This is a genomic window from Bradyrhizobium erythrophlei (genome assembly GCF_900142985.1).
Lineage (GTDB): Bacteria > Pseudomonadota > Alphaproteobacteria > Rhizobiales > Xanthobacteraceae > Bradyrhizobium > Bradyrhizobium erythrophlei_B.
Map to the genome: position 1 here is coordinate 2,460,322 of NZ_LT670849.1, position 23,497 is coordinate 2,483,818.

The window sequence follows — 23,497 nt, forward strand, 5'->3', positions numbered from 1 at the left end:
CCTTTCTTCTTGATCAGGCCGGCGGCGCGTGTTCGGGTTGATAGTCGCCCGCCACCAGCAGGCGGCGGAGTAATTTTCCGACCGGGGATTTCGGCAAGGCATCGACAAAGACGAAACGCCTTGGGCGCTTGAAGTCGGCAAGCCCCGAGGTGCGGCAAAACTGATCGAGATCGGTTTCACTGACTGGCGCCTTGCGCCTGACAAAGGCGGTCACGACCTTGCCCCATTTTTCGTCGGGAAGACCGACGACGGCGACCTCGAGCACGGTCGGATGCAGCGACAGGCAGCTTTCGATTTCGACCGGCGAGACGTTCTCGCCGCCGGTGATGATCATGTCGTCGACGCGGCCGGTGACGAAGAGATCGCCGTCAGAATCGACGAAGCCGGTATCGCCGGTGAAATACCAGCCGTCCCGCAACGATTTCGCGTCCGCATCCGGCCGCCGCCAGTAACCATCGAAGGACTCATCACCGGCGAGACGCGCGATGATTTCGCCCTCCTCTTCCGGAGCTGCCAGGTCTGCCGCTGAAGTCGCATTCAGCTTCACAACCCTGACTTCCTGATTGATCCCGGCCTTGCCCGCCGAGCCCGGCTTGGCCGGTGCGCACTGGTCGATCGTGAAGGTGTAGATCTCGGAGCTGCCGTAGTGATTGACGAACAAGTCAGGGCGGAAGGCATCATTGAGCTTCTTCAACAAGCCATCGGTCATCGATGCGCCGGCGAAGCCGAGCTTTCGCACGCTCGAAACGTCGGCCGAGGCAAATTCGCGGGCATGAACGAGATCGTGGTACAGCGTCGGCACCAGATAGAGATTGGTGACTTTTTCCGCTTCGATCAGCGCCAGCGCCTTTTTCGTATCGTAACGGGGCAGACATACGAAAGTGCCGCCGATCACCGACATTGCGATCAACGAGCGAACCCCCATGGTGTGATAGAGCGGCATGACGCCCAGCGTGCGTTCGCCGCGCCGGTAAAGATTTTGCGCAACATGCGCGACGCCGGCGGCACGCTCGGCGCGGTGCCGACGCGGCACCCCTTTCGGTCGCGACGTCGTGCCCGACGTATACAGCATGATCGACCAGTCTTCCGCGGTTACGCGCGGCGTCGCGTCTACGGCTGCCTCGGCAACAATTCCGGCAAAGGCGATGGCGCCGGCGTCATCACACCCGACGGCGATACGTGGCAGGTTTTGCGCGTGTTTCGATTTGGCGACGGCTTGCGCGGAAACGTCCTGATAGACGACAGCGCGCGCTTCGGAATTCTCGATGCAGAAATCGAGCTCGTCGTCCTTGGCACGCCAGTTGATCGGCGTGATCACGACGCCCGCGATCTGACAGGCCCAATGCAGGGTCGCGGCCGCCTCGCAATTCTGCAGCACCGTGACGATATGATCGCCGGCCTTCAGCCCGATGCGGTCGAACGATGCGACCACCGACGAAATGCGGCGATACCATTCGGCGTAAGTCAGCCGAATACCATCATCGACGACGGCCAGCGCGTGCGGATCGCGCGCGACGCTGCCGACAAAGCTCGTTCCCAGATCAAGCATCGGAGTTCTCTCTATTCACCTCGCCTGCCATCTCCGCCGCAGCCTCCATAGCCGCACGCACGATCGGAGTGTAGCCGGTACAGCGGCACAGATGACCGGTCAGAAGGTCGCGGACCGCCTCCTCGCTCGGTGCCGGGTTTTCACGGAGGAAATGGTCGAGCGACATCAAAATGCCCGCGGTACAAAATCCGCATTGCAACGCGTGATTGCGCTTGAACGCCGCCTGCAAAATGCCAAGACGGCCCGGCGCGGGTGCAAGCCCTTCAACAGTCCGTACCGCGCAGCCGTCGGTTTGAACGGCCAGCGCGAGGCAGGCGCGGGCCAATTTCCCGTCGATTTCGACGGTGCACGCGCCGCAAACGCCATGTTCACAGCCGACATGGGTTCCGGTGGCGCCGACCTGGTGACGCAGAAAGTCCGTGAGAAGCATCCGAGGCTCGGCCTCGCCGCTACAGGGCTTGCCGTTGAGCGTGAACTGGACGGCGTGACGGCGGCTGGCGGGCAAGCGGCTCATCGCGAGACCTCCCGGATCAGCTCTTTGCCGATCATGCGAACCAGATCGCGCCGATAGCGCGCTGTGGCGTGAACGTCGTCGCGGGCATCGAGCTCATAGGCAAAGGCGTTGAGGGCATCGTCGAGCCCGCCGGCTTCGAGCCGGGGAAACTCGCGCGTCGCCGGCATATCGGCGACGCCGCCGACCGCGAGCCGTACGCCCTTGTCTGTTGCAACCGCCGCGCAGGCAACAATGGCAAAGTCGCCATGGCGGCGCGCCACCTCGCGAAACGCGGAACGGGTTTGACCGGCCGGGAACGAAACGGCCTCGATCAGCTCATCGTCCTCCCGGGTGGTCGCCATCATGCCGGCAAAGAAATCCCTGGCCGGAATGTGGCGACGCCGCTTGGCACTACGCAGATGCACAGCGCCGCCAAGCGCGCACAGCACCAGCGGCAATTCGGCGCTCGGGTCCGCATGCGCAATCGATCCGCACACGGTGCCGCGGCTTCGGGTCTGCACGTGACCGGTCCACGGCAACGCCTGCGCGACGAGATGCAAGGCTTTGCCGAGTTCGGGCCACGCCAGCAGCGCGGCCTGGCGAACGCCGGCTCCGACGGTGACGGCGCCGCCTTTGTGTTCGATGCGCGCCAGCTCCGGGAGACGCATGATATCGATCAGCGTCTTCGGCCTGGCCAGGCGCATGTTGAGCATCGGCATCAGCGACTGCCCGCCGGCGATGATGCGCGCATCGCCGCCTTCGCGGCGGAGCCCGTCGAGGACCTCGTCAAGATGTTCGGCACGGACATAGTCGAACGCGGCGGGCTTCATCGTGGCCCTCCGATCCATTGCCGCAGCCGCGCAAACAAGGAGCCCCGCTCGGGCGCGGAAGAACCGCCGCCGGCCTTGCGCGCCAACGCCGCGAAGAATTGCCCGATGATGACTTTGGCGGCGCCATCCAGGAGCCGGCCACCGATGCTTGCGACCTTGCCACCGATGCCGGCTTCGTAAACGTAATGGATCACGGTGCCGCCATCCGGCGCGGGGCGAAGCGTGATGCGGCCTTCGCCATTGCCGAAGCCGAGTCCGCCTTCCGCGTGGCCGGCGAGCGTCACGGCCTTTGGCGGATCGAGGTCGGATAGCTTTACTTCGGCCCGATAGCGTCCCTTCACCGGACCGATGCCGAGCGTCACATCGGCGCGGAAATGCGTGTCGTAAATTTTCTCGACGCCATGACAGCCCGGAATCACGGCAGCCAGCGTGTTGGGATCGAGCAGCATGTCCCAGACTTGCTGCGGGATGGCTTTGACGACAACCTCGCCTTCGCCGCGCAACTTGCGATCGCCACTGTGTTTTTCTTCCACCTGCGAAGCGGGCCGTGCCGGCGCTGCGGGTTCGGCGCCGCGAACGAATTCGGCAAGCTTGGCAGGCACCAGCGGCAGAACCAGGTCTTTGGCCCCGATCGCGTCCGTCACCGCATTGGCGATGCAGACCGGCGTCGACATGCAATTGCCTTCGCCGACGCCCTTCGACCCCAGCGGCGTGAACGGCGAGGGCGTTTCCATATGAAGGATGACCGGGGTCGGAACTTCGGCCGCGGTCGGCAACAGATAGTCGGCGAGCGTTCCGGTCAAAAAGCTGCCGTCCTCGGCGTAAGCATACTCTTCGTAGAGCGCGGCGCCGACGGCCTGGGCGAAACCGCCACGCACCTGCCCGTCGACCATGGCGGGATGCAGAATCGTCCCGCAGTCGTGCATGGTGACGTAGCGATCGATCCGCGTTTCCAGTGTGGTGCGATCGACCTCGACGCCGCAGAAGTCGAAGATAAAGCCATGGCACAGCGAGGAATTGATGTGGTCATCCTCGTCGGGCGCGGTGAGTTCCGGCGGCGTCCAGAACACCGTCTCGCGGATGGTCTGCCCGACACCGTCAGGCAACGCGCCCGGCGACCAGTGACTGAGCGCCGCAACGCGCGAGAACGAAATCTTGTTGTCCGGATTACGCTTCGATCCGACATTGCCTCCCACGAAGGCGATATCATCGGCCTCCGTGTTCAACTGGCTCGCCGCGATGCGCTGCATCCGTCCCGCGATGCGCTCTGCGGCAAGCTTGGCAGTGCCAGCGACCGCCGGCGCGAAGCGGCTGGCGTAATTGCCGGACGCGATCGACCAGGCATCCTTCGCCGTATCGATCTCGGTGTTGACGCGGATATCGGACGGCTTCAAGCCGAACACGTCGGCGACGACCTGCGACAGGACGGTACGATGACCCTGCCCTTGCGGTACCGACGCCACGTGGACCGTCACGCTGCCGACCGGATCGATTGCGACGGTTGCGGTGGCCTGCGCGCCGTTCTTCGGACCTGCCTTGCGCCGTTCGGCCGGCGTGAGCACCGTCGTGATGTAGCCCATATTCGATACGCTCGGCTCGACCACGGCCGTATAGCCAATGCCGTAGAAACGCCCTTCCGCCCGCGCGGCGTCGCGACGGGCCTTCAGCTCGGCAAGCGTGCCTTCCTGCACGGCCCGGCGCACCGCTTCCTGATAGTTGCCGGAATCGAGCAGAGCGCCGCTCGCGGTCCGGTAGGGAAACGCGTCGGCGGGAACGAGATTGCGCGTGATGACGTCGAGCGGATCGAGCTTGAGTTCAAGCGCGATGCGCTGAACCAAACGCTCCAGCGCGAAATAGACCTGCGGGCCGCCGAAGCCGCGATTTAATCCGGTCGGCGTCTTGTTGGTGACGACGACGCGATTGCGCACGTTCATGTGGCGGATGTCATATGCGCCAGTGAGGTTGCCATGCATGCGATAGAGCGTGGCGGGTTCCGGCGCCCGCAGATGCGCGCCGCAATCTTCAACCTGATCCCAGTCGAGCGCGAGGATGCGGCCCTCCTGCGTGACCGCGGCGGAGAGCGAAATCGCGCGATTGGTTGCGGAAACTGACGCCGTGAGATGTTCGAGACGGTCCTCGATCCATTTCACCGGCCGGCCCGCAGCGCGTGCGGCGGCGGCGATCAGAACGATGTAGGGAAAGACGCCTTGTTTGACGCCAAAACTACCGCCGGAATCCGGCGGCGTGCGCAAACGCAATCGATTGCCCGGAACTTTCAAGGCGCGCGATAGCACCGCGTGGATACTGAAAGGACCCTGGAAATTGGCGAGAACATCATAGGCGTCTTCGCTCGCATCGTAGTCGGCGACCACGCCATAGGTTTCGATCGGCGTGCAGGAATTGCGCGGATAAGAGACGTCGATGCTGATTCGATGCGGCGCGGATGCGAACGCGCTTTCGGGATCGCCGTAGCGGAACGAGCGGTCGCTCGCAATATTGCCGCCAAAGCCATCATGAAGAACCGGCGCATCCGGCTTCAGCGCCGCACGCGGATCGACGACGGCAGGCCGCACTTCGTAACGCGCATCGATGAGATCGACCGCGTCTTCGGCACAATAACGGTCGGCCGCTACGACGATCGCCACGGGCTCGCCGACATAGCGCACACGGCCAACCGCCATCGGCCAGCATTCGACCGGCGCCTTGACGCCCACCACAAGGCTCGAGGTCAGCGCCTTGATGTCCTCGCCATGAAGCACGGCCACGACCCCGCGCGCTGCCAAGGCTTGCGACACATCAATTGAGAGAATGTCAGCATACGCGTGCGGGGAACGCAGGAACGCCGCATGCATCGTTCCTGGATGGACGCCGATATCGTCCATGAAGCGGCCACGGCCGGTCAGCAGCGAGGAATCCTCGACGCGCGCAATCGACTGGCCGACCCAAGGCGGGCCGGACCCCGGACGGGCTTTCGTTGAGCTGGTGGCTTCCGCCATCCGAAAAGCGTTTCTCCCGCGCAGAAAAGTGCGTCAGGAAAAGCTATTCAGCGGTATTCGTTACCCGCAATATCCAGAGGTCCCGAAACTTACCATTCCGTCTCATTTCGCAAGAGTGTGCGACGCAATATCAACTAGCGAGACGTGAAACGCTCCGGAACTCGCGCGGTGAGACGCCGCTGTGGTTGCGGAAAAAGCGGGTGAAATGCGCAGGCTCGGCAAAGCCGAGTTGATGGCTGATGTCGGAGACGCTTGCCGACTGATTGAGCACCGCGTCGACCGCCTTCTCCATCCGCACGACGTTGAGATAGACCTTGGGCGGCACGCCGACGGACGCTTCGAACAGGCGGAAGAAGTGGGCGCGCGAAAGCCCTGCCTCGCGGGCAAAGGACTCGAGCGCGGTGCCGCGTCCGGTTTCCGACCGCATCGAGGCGGTAGCCTTGCGGATCCGCCAGTCGCCGGCGCGGGCGCTCATTTCCCGGATCGAGGCCGGAAAGCTGCGCCATGGCGTGAAGCGCTCGATCACCGCGATCATCAGGTCCGACAGCAGCGCCTCGTGTTCGGCTTTTGCCTCCGGATGGGCCATCATGTCGGCCGACAGGTTCATGGCGAGGTCGCGGATATGCGGCGATACCTCGCCGGACGGCTGGCTGAAAAAGCCCGGTGCGCCGCTGGCGGCCCAACCCGGCCGGAAGGCCATCAGCCATTTCGGCTCGATATAAAGCGCGAGAATGACGGTGCGCGGCCGCTCGGGGTTATGAACATAAGAGTGTGGCTGCCAACCGTTCACCAGCACCGCGGTATTGTCGGTCAGCGGCGCGATCCTGTCGCCGACGACGAACTGGGTATCAGCGCCTTCGACCTTCAGCAGCACATGGCAATGCGGATGGGCATGCCGGACCAGCGACCAGTCCATATCGAGCAATGCTACCCGACCGAAAATTCCATGCGCAATCCGCAGCGCCGTCGACATCAAATCAGTTCCTGAAAACGCGTCCCACGCGCCGTTACGTCTGCATTATATGATGACTGTCGGCCCTTGCCGTCAACCTGCGACAATCCGCGCAAAAGCTGCTTTTGGGTCGGCCTGTAGCGCCTTGCCGAGGTCGACATTCTCGACGCCCTTGACGTGGATGCGCTTGAATTCCATCGCATCGGTCGAGAGCGGCTTGGTCGCATCAAGCCCCATCTTGGCGCTGATGCCGTCGTCCGACGACGGATCGAGCTTCGAGCCTTGCGCGCCTGCGACAACGACGAGGTCGCGATCGGCCTGGAAACGCGTCGCAACCGCCCATTCGATCTCGGTTTCGTCGTCGATATTGACGTCCATATCGACCACGACGACCTGCTTGATGTCGTAGTGGCCGCCAAATGCACCCATGATGATGTTCTTCGGTTCGCCCTGACTTCTCTTGTCGACCTTGACGGCGAGGTGATAGCGGCAGGTGCCCCCACGGGTGAGACGGACATCGCGCACCGACGGGAAACTCCGTTGCAAGTGCTCGAGCAGCGTCGCCTCCCGTGGAATCGCGCCCAGCAGCAAATGCTCGACACCTCCGCCGACGATGGTGTGAAAAATCGCGCCCTTGCGATGGGTGATCGCATCGACCTTGATCACCTCGCGGTCGGCACGCGTGCCGTAATATTGCGGGAACTCGCCGAACGGCCCTTCGGGCTCGCGAACCCTGGGCAAGATGCGGCCTTCGATCACGATCTCCGCATGCGCCGGCACCCGCACGCGGTTGGTGCGGCATTTGACCATTTCGATCGGGCGATTGAGCAGGGAGCCTGCGATTTCCATTTCGTCACTGTCGAGCGCCGCGATCGCCTGTGAAGCCAGAATGCAGGCCGGATGCACCCCGATCACCAGCGCGATCTCCAGCCCCTCGCCCGCCTCCTCGGCCATCCGGAAATAATGCAGGGTGTGACGCGGCAGCAGCAAGACGCCGATACGATCGGGCCCGCTGACCTGGCAGCGGTGAATCGAAACGTTCTGGATTCCGGTCTTTGGATTGCGCGCGATCAGCAGAGCCGCCGTGATGTAGGGCCCGCTGTCGAGTTCGTTGTGCTTCGGGATCGGCAGCTGTTTGAGGAGATCGACCTTCTCATGCACGACCTCCTGCGCCGGCGCGGTTTTAACCTCTACCCACGGCAGCGGGTGACGCGCGGCGTTCTGGAAGGCCGGTAGCAGCCGGTCGACCGGAACACCGACCGAGTCCGCGATCCAGCTACGATCGGCGAACAGATTGGCGACGACCGGGATGGCGTGCCCGCCCGGCTCCGGGAACAGCACGGCGCGGTCATTTTCGAGTGTTTTGGCGACCGCGGCGAGCTCATCGATCAGCGAGATGCCCTTCTTGGCCACCGCAAGACGGTCGGCGACGGCAAGCCGTTGCAGCCAGTCGCGCAGATCGGGATGCGCGACCTGGTCCACTGCATCCGTGTTGCTACGCTTGGCTTCCATCACTAGAGCTCCGATTCCGAAGTTCGCATGATGTCGCGGCAACCTCTGATGCGAACTTCGGAATCAAAGGAGCTCTAGCAATTTATATGTTTCTAGTACGGCTTTGAATTTGAAGTTCCTATGAAGAACTTGCCTCAACACTGATAGGAACTTCAAATTCGCCGCACTAGCTCCGTCGCACCGGTCAGCCGAGATCGGCCATCACGCGCCGATACTGGTTCGGCGAGGTCCCGGTATGTTGCTGAAAAAATCGGGTGAAGTTGCCTTGCGCGCTGAACCCGAGGTCCTCGGAAATATCGCCAATCTCGTCCCTCTGCAACCGCAGGCGGCTGACCGCTGATTCAACCCGAAGCGCGTTGGCATAGAGCCGCGGGCTCACGCCAGTGCAATGGCGGAACAGGTGATTGAAGTGAGGGCGGGAAAGCCCCGCGGCGCGCGCGACATCGTCGAGATCGACCGCCTCAGAGGCGTGGTCGTGCATGTGCCGCAACGCCCGGCTGACGCGATAATCCCGCGTACCGTTGTTGTTCACCGCACTTGCGCCGCGCTCGCGCCATGCCGAAAACCCGTGCGACACGGAAAGACAAAGCTTCAGGATCTCTTCCGGCAGATCGTCATGGGCATCGAACGGATCGGCCATGCGCTGCACCAGATCAGTGCGGAGACGTTCGATCTCGTTGGTGATTGGGATACCCGCTTGCTGGAAAAAGCCGGAGGCCGCGCAACCGGCGAAGGCCCGGTCCGCCTGCGCCAGCCATCCGGGTTCGATATAGAGCGCGAGAAACAGGGTGCGCTCCTCACTTCCCCGATGCACATAGGCATGCTGCTGCCATGAATTGACAGCGACCAGCATATCGTTGCGCAGAGGCACGCTCTCGCCTTCGACGACGAAGTTCTGATCGGGGCCGCTCGCCTTGAAGATCAGATGAAAATGCGGATGCGCATGGTCCACCAGCGAGGTGTCCATATCGAGAAGCGCGACGCGTCCAAAACGGCCGCGCAGGATGCTCAGGGCCTTGGTCACAACTTTTGGTTCTCCGAACCCGGCATAGTTTGCGCCAGCATGCCCGTTCGTCCAACAATCAAGAGGCCCAAGATAGCCCGGATTGCCGGTGACCGGTATGCGTCGGAGGGCAAAAAATCATCTGGAATGATAAATCCCGCACACAGCAGCAAAGCGCCGGCGGCCGTTATCGGACTATGCTCCTACCCAAGACACCGCCGAGCGGCAGGGCACCACCAGGGAGAGAACCATGGACGTGGTATTCCAGGACGCGACCCGTGACCGGCGGGAACAAGAACGCCAGCAACAGTTTCGCGACAAGTTCATTGCTGAAACGCCTCCCTGGTATCACGGCGCCCTGCATCTTGGCTTCACGTTGCTCGTCACCGGCATCTCGATGTGGTTCTGCTGGAACCGGATCCACGACGCCGGTTGGCTATGGTGTCTCGTGATTCCGATCGCGTTGTTCGGCAACTGGATCGAATGGGCCGCGCATCGTTACATCCTGCATCGCCCGGTGAAGGGCCTGGAGATGATCTACAAGCGCCATTGCACGGTGCATCACCAGTTCTTCACCCACCACGACCTCACCTATCATGGGCACAAGGAATGGCGGGCGCTGTTGTTCCCCCCGTTTGCGCCGCTCGGTTTTGTGCTGGCGGCGTTGCCGCCGGCGCTGCTGCTCGGCCTCTTGATCTCGGCAAATGCCGCCTACATCGCGGTGTTCACGATGGCGGCCTATTACCTGATGTATGAAGGCCTGCACACGCTCTCGCATCTCGATGACGAGCGTCATCCCTACTTGAAGCATATCCCGCTCATCAACACGATCCGCCGCATGCACACGATCCATCATGTGTTGGGCTTCATGCAGACGCGGAACTTCAACCTGACCTTTCCGATCTGCGATGCGCTGTTCGGCACCAGCGACCTCGATCGCGGCGTGATCGGCACACTGTTCAACGGCAATTCCAACGCGTACATGCGCGCCGATTTGCGGCCGGTCGATCCCGGCATTGCCGTACCGCAACTCGATGGACGCATCGCTGAGCCGGCCAAGGCAGTCTGATCGACACGCGCGAAACGACATCCGCGCGCGGCCATGAAGCGGAGCGCGTCACTCCACCTTGATCTTCGCGGCGCGAATGATCTTGGTCCACTTCTCCATCTCGACCTTTAACTGCGCAGAGAACTGCTCGGGACTGTCGCCGATCGGCTCGAGACCGAGCGCCGCCAGCCGCTCCTTGGTGTCCGGCTCCTCGAGGATCTTGATGATCTCTTCGTGAAGCCGCGCGGAAACGTCTTTCGGCGTTCCTGCCGGCACCAGCACACCGACCCAGGCGTCGCCGTCGAGATCCGGATATCCTGCCTCGGCAATGGTGGGAAGTTCGGGCATCGCCTGCGACCGGTGCTTGCTCATCACCGACAGCGCCCGCAGTTTGCCATCCTGAATGAACGGCACCGCCGCCGACAACGCCGCGAAACCGATCAAGGGATTGCCAGATAACACCGCCGTTGCGACCGCGCCGCTGCCGCCAAAGGGCACATGCACAAGGTCGACATTGGCGGCGACACGGAATTGCTCCCCGAGGAGATGCGACGGCGTGCCGAAGCCCGGCGAAGCGAAGCTGTATTTGTTCGGGTTAGCCTTGATCAGCGCCACGAGCTCGGAAACGGTGCGCGCCGGCACCGATGGATGGACAAACATCGCCGACTGGAAGATCGCGACCTGCGTCACCGCCTCAAAGTCCTTCAGGGCGTCGTAGGGAACCTTCTCGTACAGCGTCGGATTGATGACGTAGCTGTTAACCGTAATCAGGATCGTGTAGCCGTCGGGCGCGGCTCGCGCCGCCTGCCCGGTGCCGATATTGCCGCCGGCGCCAGTGATATCCTCGACATAGAACTGCCTGCCCAGGCGCTCGGAAAGCTTTTGCGCGATCAGCCGCGCACAGACATCGGTCGGGCCGCCCGGCGAATACGGCACGATCACCCGCACCGTCCGGGTCGGATAGGATTGCGCTTCTGCCGCGCCCGGGAGAGCCGGCAGCGCCACGATACCGGCGGCAAGATGCAGAAAACGACGACGTGGAAGCCTCATGGCGGCAAGCTAGCCCACGGCCGCCGCATCCGAAAGAGGCCAGGTTTTCCGTTAACTTAACGCCGCTTGTACTCTGTGCTATCTCCAGTGCATGTAGCGTTTGATTTGTTCTTTGGCCGGTTCGGTTTCGATGAGCTCACATCCCAGGCGGTTGATCGTTGGCATGACCGGCGCTTCCGGCGCGATCTACGGCGTCCGGTTGCTCCGCCTGTTGCAGGCGAGCGATATCGAAACCCATCTCGTGATGAGCCGTTCGGCCAAGATCACGCTGACGCAGGAAATGGACATCGGCATCGCCGAGGTCTCGGCGCTCGCCAGCGTCGTCCATCAGGTCGACAATATCGGCGCCTCGATTGCCAGCGGATCGTTCCGGACAATGGGCATGGTGATTGCGCCCTGCTCGATGCGAAGCCTCGCCGAGATCGCATCGGGCGCGACCTCTTCGCTGGTGACGCGCGCGGCGGATGTCGTGCTGAAGGAGCGGCGTCGCCTTGTGCTGATCGTTCGCGAAGCGCCACTTCACCTTGGCCATCTGCGCGCCATGACCGCAGCGACCGAGATCGGCGCGATCGTCTACCCGCCCGTGCCGGCATTCTACGCACGGCCCACGAGCCTGGAACAGATGGTCGACCACACCCTGGGACGCGTGCTCGATCTCTTCGAGATCGACAATACGGCGGTCAGCCGCTGGGGCGGACTGAATTCGATCAAGAACACGGAATGACACCCGAACGACTTGAACTCGAGGCGGAGAGCTGGGCCTTCGCGCTTGCGATCTACGCCAGACCCGGCGTCGCGGAAGCCTGCCTCACCCTGCAAAACGACGCTGATGTCGATGTGATGCTGCTGTTGATGGCGACGTTTGCCGCCGTCCGACACCGCAATCTATTGACGCCGGCCGAGATCGAGGCGCTCGACGAAGCCTGCCGTCCCTGGCGCGAGCGGGTCGTAGGGCGGTTGCGCGCCATGCGCACCGAATTGAAGACCGGACCGAAACCGGCGCCAGGCGAGGCGACGGAACCGTTCCGCGCCAAGATCAAGGCGCTCGAGCTCGACGCCGAAAAGCTTGAAAATCGGATAATGGCCGAATGCCTTCCACTGAAGCCGCCGGGACAAGCGAAAGTCGGGCCTGAACAGCTTCGTGCCGTCCTCGACAACATTGTCATGCACTTTGCCGGCACACGCGACGCCCGGCCGAACACCCGGCTCTCGCCGTCGATCGAGGTGATCGTCGAAGCGGCCATTCAGGATGCGTCCTGATCCGGACAGTTGAACGAAAAGCTATTGCACGCGCCCCTTCGAAAGTGCGAAATCCCTCCCCGAATGGGTGGGTTGCGAGGATTGGCGCTTGATCTTGCGGTGCCTCTCAGCAAACTGCCCGCGCCATTTGAAGCCCTTTCGCTCGCCCATACGGCAGGACCGTACAAAAACGGAATAAAAAAATGTCAGATACGATGAAGGCGCTGCTTCTGCGCCAGCATGGCGGATTGGAAAACCTGGAGCTGGTGACAAATCACCCGAAGCCGAAGGCAAAGCCCGGAAGCGTCGTGATCCGCGTGCGTGCGTCGTCGTTCAATTACCACGACGTGTTCACGGTGAAGGGCATGCCGGGTATCAAGGTGCCGCTGCCGGTGGTGATCGGCCTCGACATGGCAGGGGAAATCACGGAGATCGGCGACGGCGTCTCAGGCTGGAAGGTCGGCAGCCGCGTGCTCGTCAATCCGCTCAACAAGAAGATAGGCCTGATGGGCGAAATGCTCGACGGCGGCATGGCCGAATATTGCCTTGTCGATGCCGACCAATTGATCGCCATGCCCGACGGCGTCACCTTCGAACAAGCGGCCTCGCTGCCGGTCGCCTACGGCACCGCGCATCGCATGCTGATCACCCACAACACGATCAAGAAGGGCGATCGCGTGCTGATCCTGGGCGCGAGCGGCGGCGTCGGCACCGGCTGCGTCATTCTCAGCAAGCTGCTTGGCGCCGAGGTCATTGCCTGCGCCAGCAGCGCCGAGAAGATGGACAAACTCAAGGCGATGGGCGCCGACGAGGCTATCAACTACAAGGAAGTCGACTTTTCGAAGTGGGCCATCGAGAAATACGGCAAGCCGCAGCGCCGCACCCATGAAGGCGGCGTCGATGTCGTCATCAATTTCACCGGCGGCGACACCTGGGTGCCGTCGCTGCGTTGTCTCAAGCGAGGCGGCAGCCTTCTGGTATGCGGCGCGACCGCCGGACATGATCCGAAGGAAGACCTGCGCTATATCTGGAGCTTCGAGCTGAAGGTGATCGGCTCCAACAGCTTCTATGAGGACAACCTGACCGATCTGATGAACATGATCGTCGAGAAGAAGATTGCGCCCGTGATCGACGCTGTGTTGCCGCTCGAAAAGGCAGCAGAAGGTTTGCGCCTGATCAGGGATCGCGAGGTGATCGGCAAGGTCGTGGTCGTACCGTAAGACGCCGAACAAAGAAGGTTTTGTGCGATGAGCGAAGTTCCAAGCGTCGAAGACGTCCAGAAGTTGATTTCCCGCGGGCCTTATCATCAGTGGCTCGGCCTGAAAGTCATGGCGGTCGACGACGGCATCATCGAGTTGACCGCGACCTGGCGTGAAGAGTGGGTCGTCAATCCGGACCGCGGCTACACCCATGGCGGCATCCTGGCGGCGCTGGTCGACCTCACCGCCGACTGGGCGATGGTCTCCAAGACCGGCCGCGGGGTTCCGACGGTGGATTTGCGGGTCGACTATCACCGCGCCGCGATGCCCGGGATGCTGACAATCCGCGGCGAGATCGTCCACTTCGGAAAGCAGTTTTCGGTGGCGGAAGCCAAGGTGTTCGACAAGGAAGGCCGGTTGCTCGCGAGCGGCCGCGGGACCTACCTGACCGCGCCGCCTGCCTGACGGACCATTAGCGGTGACCAGTACGCCTGCGTTTTTCAATCTGGGAGCGCTGACGTCAAAGGACGGCGATCTCGACAAGGTCGCGATCACCGACCTCGGCACCGGCCACGAGCGCCGCTTCAGCTACAGCGATTTTGAAGCGCAGGCCAATGCGGTTGCGCGAGCGCTTAGCCAGCGAGGCCTGGCACGCGGCGACCGGGTCGCGATCCTTTCGTCCAATCGCTTCGAATATCTCACGACCGTGCACGGCATCATGCGCGCCGGTTTGGTCGCCGTGCCGGTCAATTTCAAGTTTCCACCGGCGACGATCGACTACATCGTCTGCGACTCCGGCGCCAAGCTCGTGTTTTGCGACGCGCCGCGCCTTGCCAGCGCTCCGAAGGATTTGCTCCGCATCTGTTTCGACGGAGACGCTGGGGCTGATGGCTTCGAAGCCTTCCTGAACCTCGGCCCATTTACGCCGGTCACACCGGCCGACCGTGAGCCGGCGATGTTCCTCTATACGTCGGGCTCGACCGGACGACCCAAGGGGGTCGTGCTCTCGCATCAGAGCCACATCTGGGTGGTCGAGCAGCGCATGGCGGCGCAGGACATGAGCCGCCATCGCTTCCTGGTCGCCGCGCCCCTCTATCATATGAATGCGCTCGCCATGAGCCAGCTGGCGCACGCGGCCCACGCAACTGTGATTTTGCTCCCGCAGTTCACTACGCAACTCTACCTTGAGGCCATCGAGGACTATCGCTGCACTTGGCTGACCGCCGTGCCGCCGATGATCGCGATGATGCTGAATGACAAAGAGAGGTTCGCGGCCACCGATCTCTCCAGCGTGGAATATTTGCGGATGGGATCAGCGCCGGTGAGCCAAAGCCTGATGGACGCGATCCACCGCGCCTTGCCAAAGGCAGCCGTCACCAATGCGTACGGTACGACCGAAGGCGGACCGGTGGTTTTCGGACCGCACCCGCAACGCCTGCCCCAGCCGGACATGTCGGTCGGCTATCCGCATCCTAAAGTGCAGGTCCGGCTGATCGGCGACGACGGCAAGCCATCCAATGCCGGCGTGCTCGAAATGAAGAGCCCAGCGATCATGAACGGCTATCACAACCGTCCTGACGTGCCGTCGCCGATCACCGCGGATGGATTTTATGTCACCGGCGACGTGTTTCGACGTGATGAAAACGGCTTCCACTTCTTCGTCGGCCGCACTGACGACATGTTCGTCAGCGGCGGTGAGAACATCTTTCCCGGTGAAGTCGAGAAGATGCTGGAGAGCCATCCGGACGTGATCCAGGCTTGCGTGGTGCCGGTCGACGATGACATCAAGGGTACCAAGCCAGTCGCGTTTGTGGTCAAGCGCGAGGGAAGCGATCTGGACGAGGCGAAACTGAAGGCGTTTTCGCTCGCGAACGCGCCCGCCTATCAGCATCCGCGCTCGATCTGGTTTGTCGACAGCCTTCCTTTGGCGTCGACCAACAAGCTCGACCGCAAAACGTTGCGCGATATGGCGGCCGAACGGCTACAGCAGAAAACGAAATCGACGGCGGCCGCCACGCCGGGGCACGGAGCCAGAGCCGATGGATGACACCTTTCGCAGCTTTCTCGATCGCCTGCGCCAGGCCGGCGAGTTGATCGATTTCCATCAGCCGATAGATATCCGCCATATCGCGACCCTCGTCGACCAGTCGGACAAGGCGATCTTCTTCCACAAGGTCATTGGATACGACATCCCGGTCGTCTCCGGCATCATTCGCTCGCAAGAGCGGATGATGATGGCGATGGGCGCGGGCAAGTATCTCGATATCGAGGAACGGCTGAAAAACGGCATCGCCAATCCGATCCCGCCGCAACGCGTCACGACGTCGCCCGCACGCGAGGTGGTGATGAAGGGCGAGGACGTCGACCTCTACAAACTGCCGATTCCGATGTCGTCGATCTACGACGGCGGCCCGATGATCACGGCCGGCGTCGTCATCGCCCGCGATCCGGAATTCGGCATCAATACCGGCATCTACCGTTTCATGGTCAAGGAAAAGAACCTGACCGGTATCGATATCGTGACGCCGAACAACATGCGGCTGTTCGTACAGCGCGCTTACGAAGCGAAACGCCCGCTGCCGATTTCGATCAGCATCGGCACGCATCCGATTGAACTGCTGGGCGCCGGCTTCAAGGCGCCCCTTGGTACGGATGAGATGGCGATCGCCGGCGGCATTCGCGGTCATGCTGTGAAGCTCGCGGCCGGCGACACGGTCGACGTGCCCTATGTCGCGGACGCTGAGATCGTCCTGGAAGGCGAGGTCTTGCCGACCGGCTGGACCCATCCCGAGGGCCGCTTCGGCGAATTCACCTGGCTGATGGGCGGGCTGCACTGGAACCCGATCGTCCGTATCACCTCGGTGTCGATGCGCCGTGACGCGATCTACTACGCGCTGCATATGCCGTGGGAGAACACCTGGCTGATGGCGCCGACGCGCTATGCCGCGATCCGCCAGGCTTTGCGAACTGCCGGCGTCGTCGTCAAGGACATCAACATGACGATGGGCGGCGTCACCTTCTGGCACGCGGTGATCTCGATCAGGAAGCAGCCCGGCGACGGCAAGAACGCGCTGCTGGCGGCGCTCTCGGTCATGGACATCAAGCATGTCGTGGTGGTCGACGACGACATCGACGTGTTCAATCCGGTCGAGGTCGAATGGGCGATCGCTACGCGCGTGCAGGGTGATCGCGATATCATGATTGTCAGCAATGCCCGCGGCAAACCACTCGACCCGTCGCTGCCGCCGACGCCGCATGGCATGGTGCCAACCACCGCCAAGGTCGGCATCGACGCGACGATTTCGGAAGGCATCCCGAAGGAGCGCTATGAGCGCATCACCTACGCCTATGCCGACACCGCGAAGATTGCGGACTATGTCGACGGCAAGGCCGACCGTGAGGCCGAGAAGGCCTCAGTGGAGACCATCGGCAAGCTCGGCGAAGAGATTGCATCCGTGCTGGAAAAGACGCCGCTCTACTTCACCGACGTTGCCGAGCGTTTTTCGGCTTACGAATTCAACACGGTCGCGCGCGCGATCGGTCTCTTGCACGAAAAGGAGCGGCTATGGCAGGACCCCAAAGGCCGTCTCTGCCTTCGCAATTCGCCTTTCGCGGCCAGGCTGCCGAACTGAGACAGGAAGCGCACATGAAACGGGCCACATCATTCAGAATTCGTTTCGCCGCGCTTGTTCTTGCCGCATTCAGCGCACTGTCCCTGACCGTAGAAAGGTCGCAGGCGGCGACGACGCTGAAAATCGGATCAGCCCAGGTTTCGATCGCCTCGATCCCGGTCGTCGTCGCGATCCAGCAAAAGCTGTTCGAGGCCGAGGGCATCAACGCGGAAATCGTCGATTTCGATGGCGGTGGTCCCGCCGTGCAGGCCCTGGCGGGCGGCGGCATCGATCTCTGTATTTGCGCTGGTGACCACGCGATGCGGCTGGCGAGCCGTGGTCTCGGCGGCGCGGTGCTGGTGGCGTTGCTCGACAAACACCCTTATTCGCTGCTCGCCCCCAGCGGCTCCTCCGCCAGCGATCTGGCGGGCCTGCGCGGCAAGGCCGTCGGCATTACATCGCCCGGCAGCCTGACCGACAACACCTTGCGCTTCATGATCCGAAAGCTCGGCCTCAACCCGGACAACGACTACGAGATCATCGCTGCCGGGACCGGCGCCTCGATGCGGGCTGCGATCGAACGCGGATCGGTCATGGCCGGCATGTTCACCACGCCAGACGTTCAGGCCTATATGGCGACCGGCAAGTACAAGTTCGTCGCCGATTTTCGTGACCTCGACTATATGGCGCTCGACCTGATTGCGGTCGGAAGCTGGCTGAAATCCAACGACGCGACCGCCCATGCCGTGGCCCGCGCGATCGTCAAGGCCGAAAAACTGATTCAGAGCGATCCGAAAGTCGTCGAGGCTGCCGTTCACGAACGTTTTCGAACACTGTCGCCAGAGCTTGTGACCGCCGTTGCTCACGATGCCGCCGAGCGAAGCCTCTCCCATGACGGACGCGCGCAGGAGGCGGGGTTCAAGACCGCGCTTGAAATGCTGCGGGTCGCCGACCCTTCCGTGAAAGATCTTTCCTATTCGGACGTCGTCGCCGTTCGCTATCTGCCGTGATCGACCGCGCCACATGAGCGAACCCGCCGCCTCCGATGAGATGATCCCACTGGGTGAGCCGGGAGGCGGCAAGGCAATCGCTTCAGGAAGCAGCCTTTCGATCTGGCTCTGGCGCATAGGCCTGGTCGCCGTGTTGCTGCTGATCTGGGAATTCTCCGCGGGCCGTCTGTACAACGAGTTCTGGAGCAGCCGGCCGAGCCTGATCGGCGAGCGGTTTCTGGCGCTGGTTGCGGGAGGCGAGATCTGGCGGCACCTTGGCGCGACCGTTTCGGAGGCCTTGCTCGGCTTGCTGCTCGGCGCGATCGCCGGCACGCCGATCGGCATTGCGCTGGCAAAATATCGCCGCGCCGCCGAGATTGTCGATCCCTTCGTGATGGGTCTTTATGGTCTGCCGCGCGTCGCACTCGCACCGATGTTCATCCTGTGGTTCGGCATCAGCCTGCTCGCCAAAGTGATGATGTCCTTCTCCATGGTCGTGTTCGTTTTCATCCTCAACGTCACGGAAGGGATTCGTACCGTCGATCCCGATATGGTCGATCTGATGCGGACGATGCGGGCGCCAAAGTCCTACATCCTGCGCAAGGTCACGATTCCCTCGATCGTCCCCTGGTTGCTGGCGTCATTGCGCATCGGCGTCGGTCTCTCGCTCGTCGGCGCGGTGGTAGGCGAACTGATCGGTGCCAATCGCGGGCTTGGCTGGTACGTGCTGCGCGCCGGTGGCCAACTCGATACGACCGGCGTCTTCACCGGGCTTCTTGTTCTGATGCTGGTGGCGATGATCGCCAACCAGATCATCTTCCTTATCGAACGGCAGGTATTGCATTGGCGTCCCGCGACGAAATAAGGGGCGCAGGCGGAGCGCCGCGCATCCTTCTCGACAACGTATCGGTCTCCTACGCGACACAGCGCGGCCGCCTGCTCGTCGTCGATCGCGTCAGCCTCGCGGTGGACCGCGCCGAGTTTGTGGTTCTGGTGGGGCCGAGCGGCTGCGGCAAGTCGACCATTCTGCGCGCCATCGCCGGCCTCAACGCCGCGGAGAGCGGGATCATCTCTGTCGACGGCAAGAAGGTCGACGGACCACCCGAACATATCGGCTTCATGTTCCAGCGGGACACGCTGCTGCCATGGCTCACCGTGCGCGGCAACATCGAGGTCGGCCTCGAGCTTGCGGGTGTGCCATCGGCGCAGCGGACAACACGTATCGCCGACCTGCTGACGCTGTTACGGCTGTCCGAATTTCACGACGCCTACCCAGCACAGCTCTCCGGCGGCATGCGCCACCGCGTCTCATTGGGACGGATGCTGGCCTATCAGCCCGCCGTGATGTTGATGGACGAGCCCTTTGGCGCGCTCGACTTTCAGACCAAGGCCGTGATGGGGCGCGAACTGTTGCGCATCTGGGAGACCGAGCGACGCAGCATTCTGTTCGTCACCCACGACATCGAGGAAGCCGTGGCCCTCGCCGATCGCGTACTGGTGTTCTCGCCGCGCCCTGCCCGCATCGTCGCCGAACATCGCATCGACTTAGCCAGACCGCGCAACCTGCAGCAACTGCGCACCGATCCCGCTTTCACCGCCTATACCAGTGCGATCTGGGAGACGCTCGGCGACGGTGAGCCGGTGAGCGCCTGAACCCACACTATCCGCGAAATTCGAGCAGCGAGTTGAGGAAGGGCACCAGCACACGCAGCGAGCCCTGCCCGGCTTCGATGCGCAAATCCGGAACCGTCGAAGCAAGACCACCGACACGCGGGAGGTCGGGCGCGTCAAGAACAATCGCGCCGAAGAAACCGCTGCGGTCATCGCTCTCGACAGCCAGTTCGCCGTAACGCGCCCGGTAGCGCGCCGGTGACATCAGGGTGAGACGGAAGCCTCCCGGCAGCGCGACCACCCAATCGTCCCCTTGCCGCTCCGGAGATGATTGCGCCGCCTTCGAATAGCGCGGGACCTCGACCTCGGCATTCGCCGTCACGATCACGATCTCGCGGAGACCACGAACGGCATTTGGATGCGACATCCATGGGCGATGCCAAACCAGTTCCGGCGTATAATGCTGACAGTAATAGACGCGCCCCGCCTCGAACATTTCCGGCGCGGCGCGAACCGTGCGGAAGCGTGCCAGATGCTCGATGCCGTCGATGGTGACCGGCCGCGAAAAGCTCTGCGGTTCGAGCATCGTTAGGCCGCTGTCGCGCAATGTCTGCCGGCTCGCATCGGCATCACCGACCTTGAATACCAGCCCGTTCAGGCCGCGCGGACTTTCGAGCACGTCCTTGCGTAATTTGTCCGTTCCCGACGGCAGCCCGATCAGTTCCAGATAGTCATGTTCGAACATCATCAGATGATTGATCGAACCGAGCGAATGATAACCGCGCGGCGTCAGCGTAAAGCCTAGCTGCGACATCACTGCCGCAGCGCGGTCCATGTCGAACAGGGTGTTGATCACGACATGATCGAGCGGGAAAGTCACGTGAGTTGCCCCTCAACAACTTTCGGCGTCCGCTCGTTCCGCAGATGCGGAACGGCCTCGACCAGCGCGCGGGTATATTCGGTCTGCGGGTTATCGAACAGGTTCCGGCTCTCGCCAGCCTCGACGATGCTGCCGTTGCGCAGGACGATGGTCTTGTCGCACATCATGCGCACCACGTTGAGATCATGGCTGACGAAAAGCAAGGCGAGATGATCCTCGCGCCGCAGCCGGTCCAATAGTTGCAGCACGACGGCTTGAACCGAAACGTCTAGCGCCGCGGTCGGCTCGTCCAGAACGAGAAGCCTTGGCCGGCAGGCGATCGCGCGCGCGATCCCCACGCGGGCCTTCTGCCCGCCCGAAAGCTGGTGCGGGAAGCGCGGCAATAATTCGACCGGCAATCCGACCCGCACGGCGCACTCCTCGACGCGCTGCCGCAAGACGTCGCCTGGCCGCATCCTGGAAAGCCGCAACAATGGATGGGCGATGCAGTCGAACGCCGTGAAGCGCGGGTTGAGGCTTTCGTTGGGGTCCTGGAAGACGATCTGAATGTCTTTTCGGTGCGGCGAACGGTGGAATTCCCGCGCCGGAAGGTGACCGATCGATTCACCGTCGAACAGGATGTCACCCTCGCTGGCATCGATCAGGCGGCAGATCATGCGCGAGGTCGTGGTCTTGCCCGATCCGGATTCGCCGACGAGACCGACGCTTTCTCCGGCTTTCATGGTCATGGAAAAGTTTGAGACCGCGGGCGATCCCTGATCGTAGCGCTTGGTGAGATTTCGTACATCCAGCAGCGGCGGCGTTCCTGGTGGCGGCTCAGGCTCCGGCTTGCACGCGGCAAGAACCGCGAGATACGCGCTGCGCTCCTCGTCCGTCACCAGATCCTCGATCCGCGAGGATGCGGTTGGAGAGGCCGCGACCAATCGTTTGGTATAGGGATGCTGCGGATGATGAAACAGCGTCTCAGGTGGCGCTTCCTCCACCAGACGCCCCTTCTCCATCACCACGACCCGGCGGCAGTATTGAGCGGCCAATCCCAGGTCATGCGTGATCAGGATGGTGGCCATGCCGCGCTCGGCAGCGATACCGGCCAAGAGGTCCATCACCACCTTCTGCGTCGTGACGTCGAGGCCGGTGGTCGGCTCGTCCGCGATCAGCAGCATCGGGTTGCAGGAAATCGCAATCGCGATCATCACGCGCTGGCACATGCCGCCTGACAACTCGTGCGGATAGGCCGACATCCGCTTTTCCGGGTCGCGGATCTGGACGGCGCGCAGGAGCTCGAGGGCTTGTTCGGCCGCGGCTTCCTTCGACATGCGCTTGTGGCTGAGGATCGCATCGGCAATCTGAAGGCCGATCGCCCGAATCGGATTAAGCGCGGCGCGCGGATTCTGGAAGATCATCGACATCGCGGCACCATGCAGCGCGCGAAAATCGCTGTCCGGAATTCTAGTGATGTCCTGCCCGCGATAGAGAATTTGACCCTTCGTCACGCGGCCTGCGGCATCCAGCAGCCGCGTGGTCGCAAAACCAGTGACCGATTTGCCCGAACCGCTTTCGCCGACGAGACCAAGCATTTCGCCGGGCTCGAGCGAAAGCGTGACCCCGCGCACCGCCTCGACGAGGCCTTGCCTTGTCGAAAACGTGACATGAAGGTCTTCGATTCGAAGCAGCGTCTCGGTCATGTCCGCATTCGGGGATCGAGAATGTCCCGCAGCCCATCGCCGAGCAGGTTGAAGCACAGCACCGCCAGCATCAAGGCGAGGCCGGGAAAGGCGACCAGCCACCATTTGCCGGTCGAGATGAAGCGCGCGCCTTCCGCAACCATGATGCCCCATTCCGGCGTCGGGGGCCTGACACCGAGGCCGATGAAGGAAAGCCCTGCCGCATTGAGGATCGCCCAGCCGAGGTTGAGCGACATCTGCACCGCCATCGCCGGCAAGACATTAGGCAACAGAAAGCGCAGCACGACCGACGCGTGGCTTTCGCCGCTGGCCCGCGCAGCCTCGACCCAGCCGACGTTGCGGCGGACATTGACCTCGGCGCGGGCAAAGCGGATGTAGAATGGAAGATTGATGATCGCCGTAGCAATGACGATGTTCTCGACGCGGTTGCCGAGCGCGGCCACCATCGCCATCGCCAGCACAAACAGCGGAAACGCCATCATCACGTCGACAAAGCGGCCGACCGAACGATCGAGCCGCCCGCCGGCATAACCGCAGAACGCGCCGATGATGGCGCCGAGCACAAAGGAAATGCCGACGGCCGCGACGGCAATGACGAGATCAAGCCGTGTCGCCACCAGGAGCCGGCTGAACGTATCGCGGCCGAGTTGGTCGGTGCCGGCCAGATGCAGGCGGCTCGGCGGCAACAGCGCTTCCGACACACTCGAAGCGATGGGGTCGTAAGGCACGATCGACGGGCCCAGGATCGCGATCAGCACCAGCAATAAAATGCCAGCCGCGGCAACCGCCGTCAGCGGATTGCCGCGCAGGATCCAGACCGTGTGACGCAGCGTGGCAGTTGCCATCAGAT

At 62.6% G+C, this 23,497-nt stretch carries 21 protein-coding genes; 10 read left to right on the forward strand and 11 right to left on the reverse strand.

What is annotated here, in order from left to right; all coding sequences use genetic code 11:
* Positions 1 to 13: 13 nt before the first annotated feature.
* The 7 genes from BUA38_RS11475 to BUA38_RS11505 form a co-directional block, all read right to left on the reverse strand.
* Entirely contained in the window at positions 14 to 1,549 is a 1,536-nt protein-coding gene (locus BUA38_RS11475) for an AMP-binding protein (protein WP_072818029.1), read from the reverse strand.
* Positions 1,542 to 2,063, reverse strand: a complete 522-nt coding sequence (locus BUA38_RS11480; protein WP_072818030.1) for a (2Fe-2S)-binding protein — start codon at positions 2,061 to 2,063, stop codon at positions 1,542 to 1,544. Before BUA38_RS11480 ends, BUA38_RS11475 begins: the two co-directional genes overlap by 8 nt.
* On the reverse strand, positions 2,060 to 2,872 hold the full coding sequence (locus BUA38_RS11485) for an FAD binding domain-containing protein (RefSeq protein WP_072818031.1): 813 nt from the start codon (positions 2,870 to 2,872) through the stop codon (positions 2,060 to 2,062). The genes BUA38_RS11480 and BUA38_RS11485 overlap by 4 nt, the downstream gene beginning before the upstream one ends.
* Positions 2,869 to 5,868 (reverse strand): xanthine dehydrogenase family protein molybdopterin-binding subunit, encoded by a 3,000-nt coding sequence (locus BUA38_RS11490; RefSeq protein ID WP_072818032.1) that lies wholly within the window; start codon positions 5,866 to 5,868, stop codon positions 2,869 to 2,871. Before BUA38_RS11490 ends, BUA38_RS11485 begins: the two co-directional genes overlap by 4 nt.
* Before the next feature lie 130 nt (positions 5,869 to 5,998).
* On the reverse strand, positions 5,999 to 6,841 hold the full coding sequence (locus BUA38_RS11495) for an AraC family transcriptional regulator (RefSeq protein ID WP_072818033.1): 843 nt from the start codon (positions 6,839 to 6,841) through the stop codon (positions 5,999 to 6,001).
* A gap of 72 nt (positions 6,842 to 6,913) precedes the next feature.
* Positions 6,914 to 8,332, reverse strand: a complete 1,419-nt coding sequence (locus BUA38_RS11500; RefSeq protein ID WP_072818034.1) for a UbiD family decarboxylase — start codon at positions 8,330 to 8,332, stop codon at positions 6,914 to 6,916.
* Between the two features lie 184 nt (positions 8,333 to 8,516).
* Positions 8,517 to 9,356, reverse strand: coding sequence for a helix-turn-helix domain-containing protein (locus BUA38_RS11505; RefSeq protein ID WP_072818035.1), 840 nt, complete (start codon positions 9,354 to 9,356; stop codon positions 8,517 to 8,519).
* A 229-nt stretch (positions 9,357 to 9,585) separates the two neighbouring features.
* On the opposite strand from BUA38_RS11505, the gene BUA38_RS11510 reads away from it, so the two are divergent.
* Positions 9,586 to 10,404, forward strand: coding sequence for a sterol desaturase family protein (locus BUA38_RS11510; protein ID WP_072818036.1), 819 nt, complete (start codon positions 9,586 to 9,588; stop codon positions 10,402 to 10,404).
* 48 nt (positions 10,405 to 10,452) lie between these two features.
* On the opposite strand, the gene BUA38_RS11515 is transcribed toward BUA38_RS11510, so the two are convergent.
* On the reverse strand, positions 10,453 to 11,433 hold the full coding sequence (locus BUA38_RS11515; protein ID WP_072818037.1) for a Bug family tripartite tricarboxylate transporter substrate binding protein: 981 nt from the start codon (positions 11,431 to 11,433) through the stop codon (positions 10,453 to 10,455).
* Between the two features lie 130 nt (positions 11,434 to 11,563).
* Here BUA38_RS11515 and BUA38_RS11520 point away from each other — a divergent pair, with 130 nt between their 5' ends.
* The 9 genes from BUA38_RS11520 to BUA38_RS11560 all read left to right on the forward strand — a co-directional run bounded on the left by BUA38_RS11520 (position 11,564) and on the right by BUA38_RS11560 (position 20,124).
* Complete coding sequence (locus tag BUA38_RS11520; protein WP_083587970.1) at positions 11,564 to 12,157, forward strand: UbiX family flavin prenyltransferase; 594 nt, start codon at positions 11,564 to 11,566, stop codon at positions 12,155 to 12,157.
* Entirely contained in the window at positions 12,154 to 12,693 is a 540-nt protein-coding gene (locus BUA38_RS11525; RefSeq protein WP_072818039.1) for a TIGR02444 family protein, read from the forward strand. Before BUA38_RS11520 ends, BUA38_RS11525 begins: the two co-directional genes overlap by 4 nt.
* A gap of 182 nt (positions 12,694 to 12,875) precedes the next feature.
* Positions 12,876 to 13,892, forward strand: a complete 1,017-nt coding sequence (locus BUA38_RS11530; protein WP_072818040.1) for a quinone oxidoreductase family protein — start codon at positions 12,876 to 12,878, stop codon at positions 13,890 to 13,892.
* 27 nt (positions 13,893 to 13,919) lie between these two features.
* Positions 13,920 to 14,336 (forward strand): PaaI family thioesterase, encoded by a 417-nt coding sequence (locus BUA38_RS11535; RefSeq protein ID WP_072818041.1) that lies wholly within the window; start codon positions 13,920 to 13,922, stop codon positions 14,334 to 14,336.
* Positions 14,337 to 14,349: 13 nt separating this feature from the next.
* Positions 14,350 to 15,918 (forward strand): class I adenylate-forming enzyme family protein, encoded by a 1,569-nt coding sequence (locus tag BUA38_RS11540; RefSeq protein WP_072818042.1) that lies wholly within the window; start codon positions 14,350 to 14,352, stop codon positions 15,916 to 15,918.
* Positions 15,911 to 17,503 (forward strand): UbiD family decarboxylase, encoded by a 1,593-nt coding sequence (locus tag BUA38_RS11545; RefSeq protein WP_072818043.1) that lies wholly within the window; start codon positions 15,911 to 15,913, stop codon positions 17,501 to 17,503. Before BUA38_RS11540 ends, BUA38_RS11545 begins: the two co-directional genes overlap by 8 nt.
* A gap of 14 nt (positions 17,504 to 17,517) precedes the next feature.
* Positions 17,518 to 18,492 (forward strand): ABC transporter substrate-binding protein, encoded by a 975-nt coding sequence (locus BUA38_RS11550; protein ID WP_172806016.1) that lies wholly within the window; start codon positions 17,518 to 17,520, stop codon positions 18,490 to 18,492.
* Between the two features lie 13 nt (positions 18,493 to 18,505).
* On the forward strand, positions 18,506 to 19,336 hold the full coding sequence (locus tag BUA38_RS11555) for an ABC transporter permease (RefSeq protein WP_197685924.1): 831 nt from the start codon (positions 18,506 to 18,508) through the stop codon (positions 19,334 to 19,336).
* Positions 19,315 to 20,124, forward strand: coding sequence for an ABC transporter ATP-binding protein (locus BUA38_RS11560; protein ID WP_197685925.1), 810 nt, complete (start codon positions 19,315 to 19,317; stop codon positions 20,122 to 20,124). Before BUA38_RS11555 ends, BUA38_RS11560 begins: the two co-directional genes overlap by 22 nt.
* Before the next feature lie 7 nt (positions 20,125 to 20,131).
* On the opposite strand, the gene BUA38_RS11565 is transcribed toward BUA38_RS11560, so the two are convergent.
* The 3 genes from BUA38_RS11565 to BUA38_RS11575 are packed head-to-tail and all read right to left on the reverse strand — an operon-like array spanning position 20,132 to position 23,492.
* Positions 20,132 to 20,962 carry a VOC family protein gene (locus BUA38_RS11565; protein WP_072818045.1) on the reverse strand — a complete coding sequence of 277 codons (831 nt, stop codon included), beginning with the start codon at positions 20,960 to 20,962 and terminating at the stop codon, positions 20,132 to 20,134.
* On the reverse strand, positions 20,959 to 22,647 hold the full coding sequence (locus BUA38_RS11570; RefSeq protein ID WP_072818046.1) for an ATP-binding cassette domain-containing protein: 1,689 nt from the start codon (positions 22,645 to 22,647) through the stop codon (positions 20,959 to 20,961). Before BUA38_RS11570 ends, BUA38_RS11565 begins: the two co-directional genes overlap by 4 nt.
* Positions 22,644 to 23,492, reverse strand: a complete 849-nt coding sequence (locus BUA38_RS11575) for an ABC transporter permease (RefSeq protein ID WP_072826041.1) — start codon at positions 23,490 to 23,492, stop codon at positions 22,644 to 22,646. Before BUA38_RS11575 ends, BUA38_RS11570 begins: the two co-directional genes overlap by 4 nt.
* Positions 23,493 to 23,497: the final 5 nt, after the last annotated feature.

Bases quoted from the DNA above. Each gene is read 5' to 3' on its own strand.
- BUA38_RS11475 (WP_072818029.1), bottom strand. From the start codon at position 1,549: ATGCTTGATCTGGGAACGAGCTTTGTCGGCAGCGTCGCGCGCGATCCG.
- BUA38_RS11480 (WP_072818030.1), bottom strand. From the start codon at position 2,063: ATGAGCCGCTTGCCCGCCAGCCGCCGTCACGCCGTCCAGTTCACGCTC.
- BUA38_RS11485 (WP_072818031.1), bottom strand. From the start codon at position 2,872: ATGAAGCCCGCCGCGTTCGACTATGTCCGTGCCGAACATCTTGACGAG.
- BUA38_RS11490 (WP_072818032.1), bottom strand. From the start codon at position 5,868: ATGGCGGAAGCCACCAGCTCAACGAAAGCCCGTCCGGGGTCCGGCCCG.
- BUA38_RS11495 (WP_072818033.1), bottom strand. From the start codon at position 6,841: ATGTCGACGGCGCTGCGGATTGCGCATGGAATTTTCGGTCGGGTAGCA.
- BUA38_RS11500 (WP_072818034.1), bottom strand. From the start codon at position 8,332: ATGGAAGCCAAGCGTAGCAACACGGATGCAGTGGACCAGGTCGCGCAT.
- BUA38_RS11510 (WP_072818036.1), top strand. From the start codon at position 9,586: ATGGACGTGGTATTCCAGGACGCGACCCGTGACCGGCGGGAACAAGAA.
- BUA38_RS11515 (WP_072818037.1), bottom strand. From the start codon at position 11,433: ATGAGGCTTCCACGTCGTCGTTTTCTGCATCTTGCCGCCGGTATCGTG.
- BUA38_RS11520 (WP_083587970.1), top strand. From the start codon at position 11,564: ATGAGCTCACATCCCAGGCGGTTGATCGTTGGCATGACCGGCGCTTCC.
- BUA38_RS11525 (WP_072818039.1), top strand. From the start codon at position 12,154: ATGACACCCGAACGACTTGAACTCGAGGCGGAGAGCTGGGCCTTCGCG.
- BUA38_RS11530 (WP_072818040.1), top strand. From the start codon at position 12,876: ATGTCAGATACGATGAAGGCGCTGCTTCTGCGCCAGCATGGCGGATTG.
- BUA38_RS11535 (WP_072818041.1), top strand. From the start codon at position 13,920: ATGAGCGAAGTTCCAAGCGTCGAAGACGTCCAGAAGTTGATTTCCCGC.
- BUA38_RS11545 (WP_072818043.1), top strand. From the start codon at position 15,911: ATGGATGACACCTTTCGCAGCTTTCTCGATCGCCTGCGCCAGGCCGGC.
- BUA38_RS11550 (WP_172806016.1), top strand. From the start codon at position 17,518: ATGAAACGGGCCACATCATTCAGAATTCGTTTCGCCGCGCTTGTTCTT.
- BUA38_RS11555 (WP_197685924.1), top strand. From the start codon at position 18,506: ATGAGCGAACCCGCCGCCTCCGATGAGATGATCCCACTGGGTGAGCCG.
- BUA38_RS11570 (WP_072818046.1), bottom strand. From the start codon at position 22,647: ATGACCGAGACGCTGCTTCGAATCGAAGACCTTCATGTCACGTTTTCG.
- BUA38_RS11575 (WP_072826041.1), bottom strand. From the start codon at position 23,492: ATGGCAACTGCCACGCTGCGTCACACGGTCTGGATCCTGCGCGGCAAT.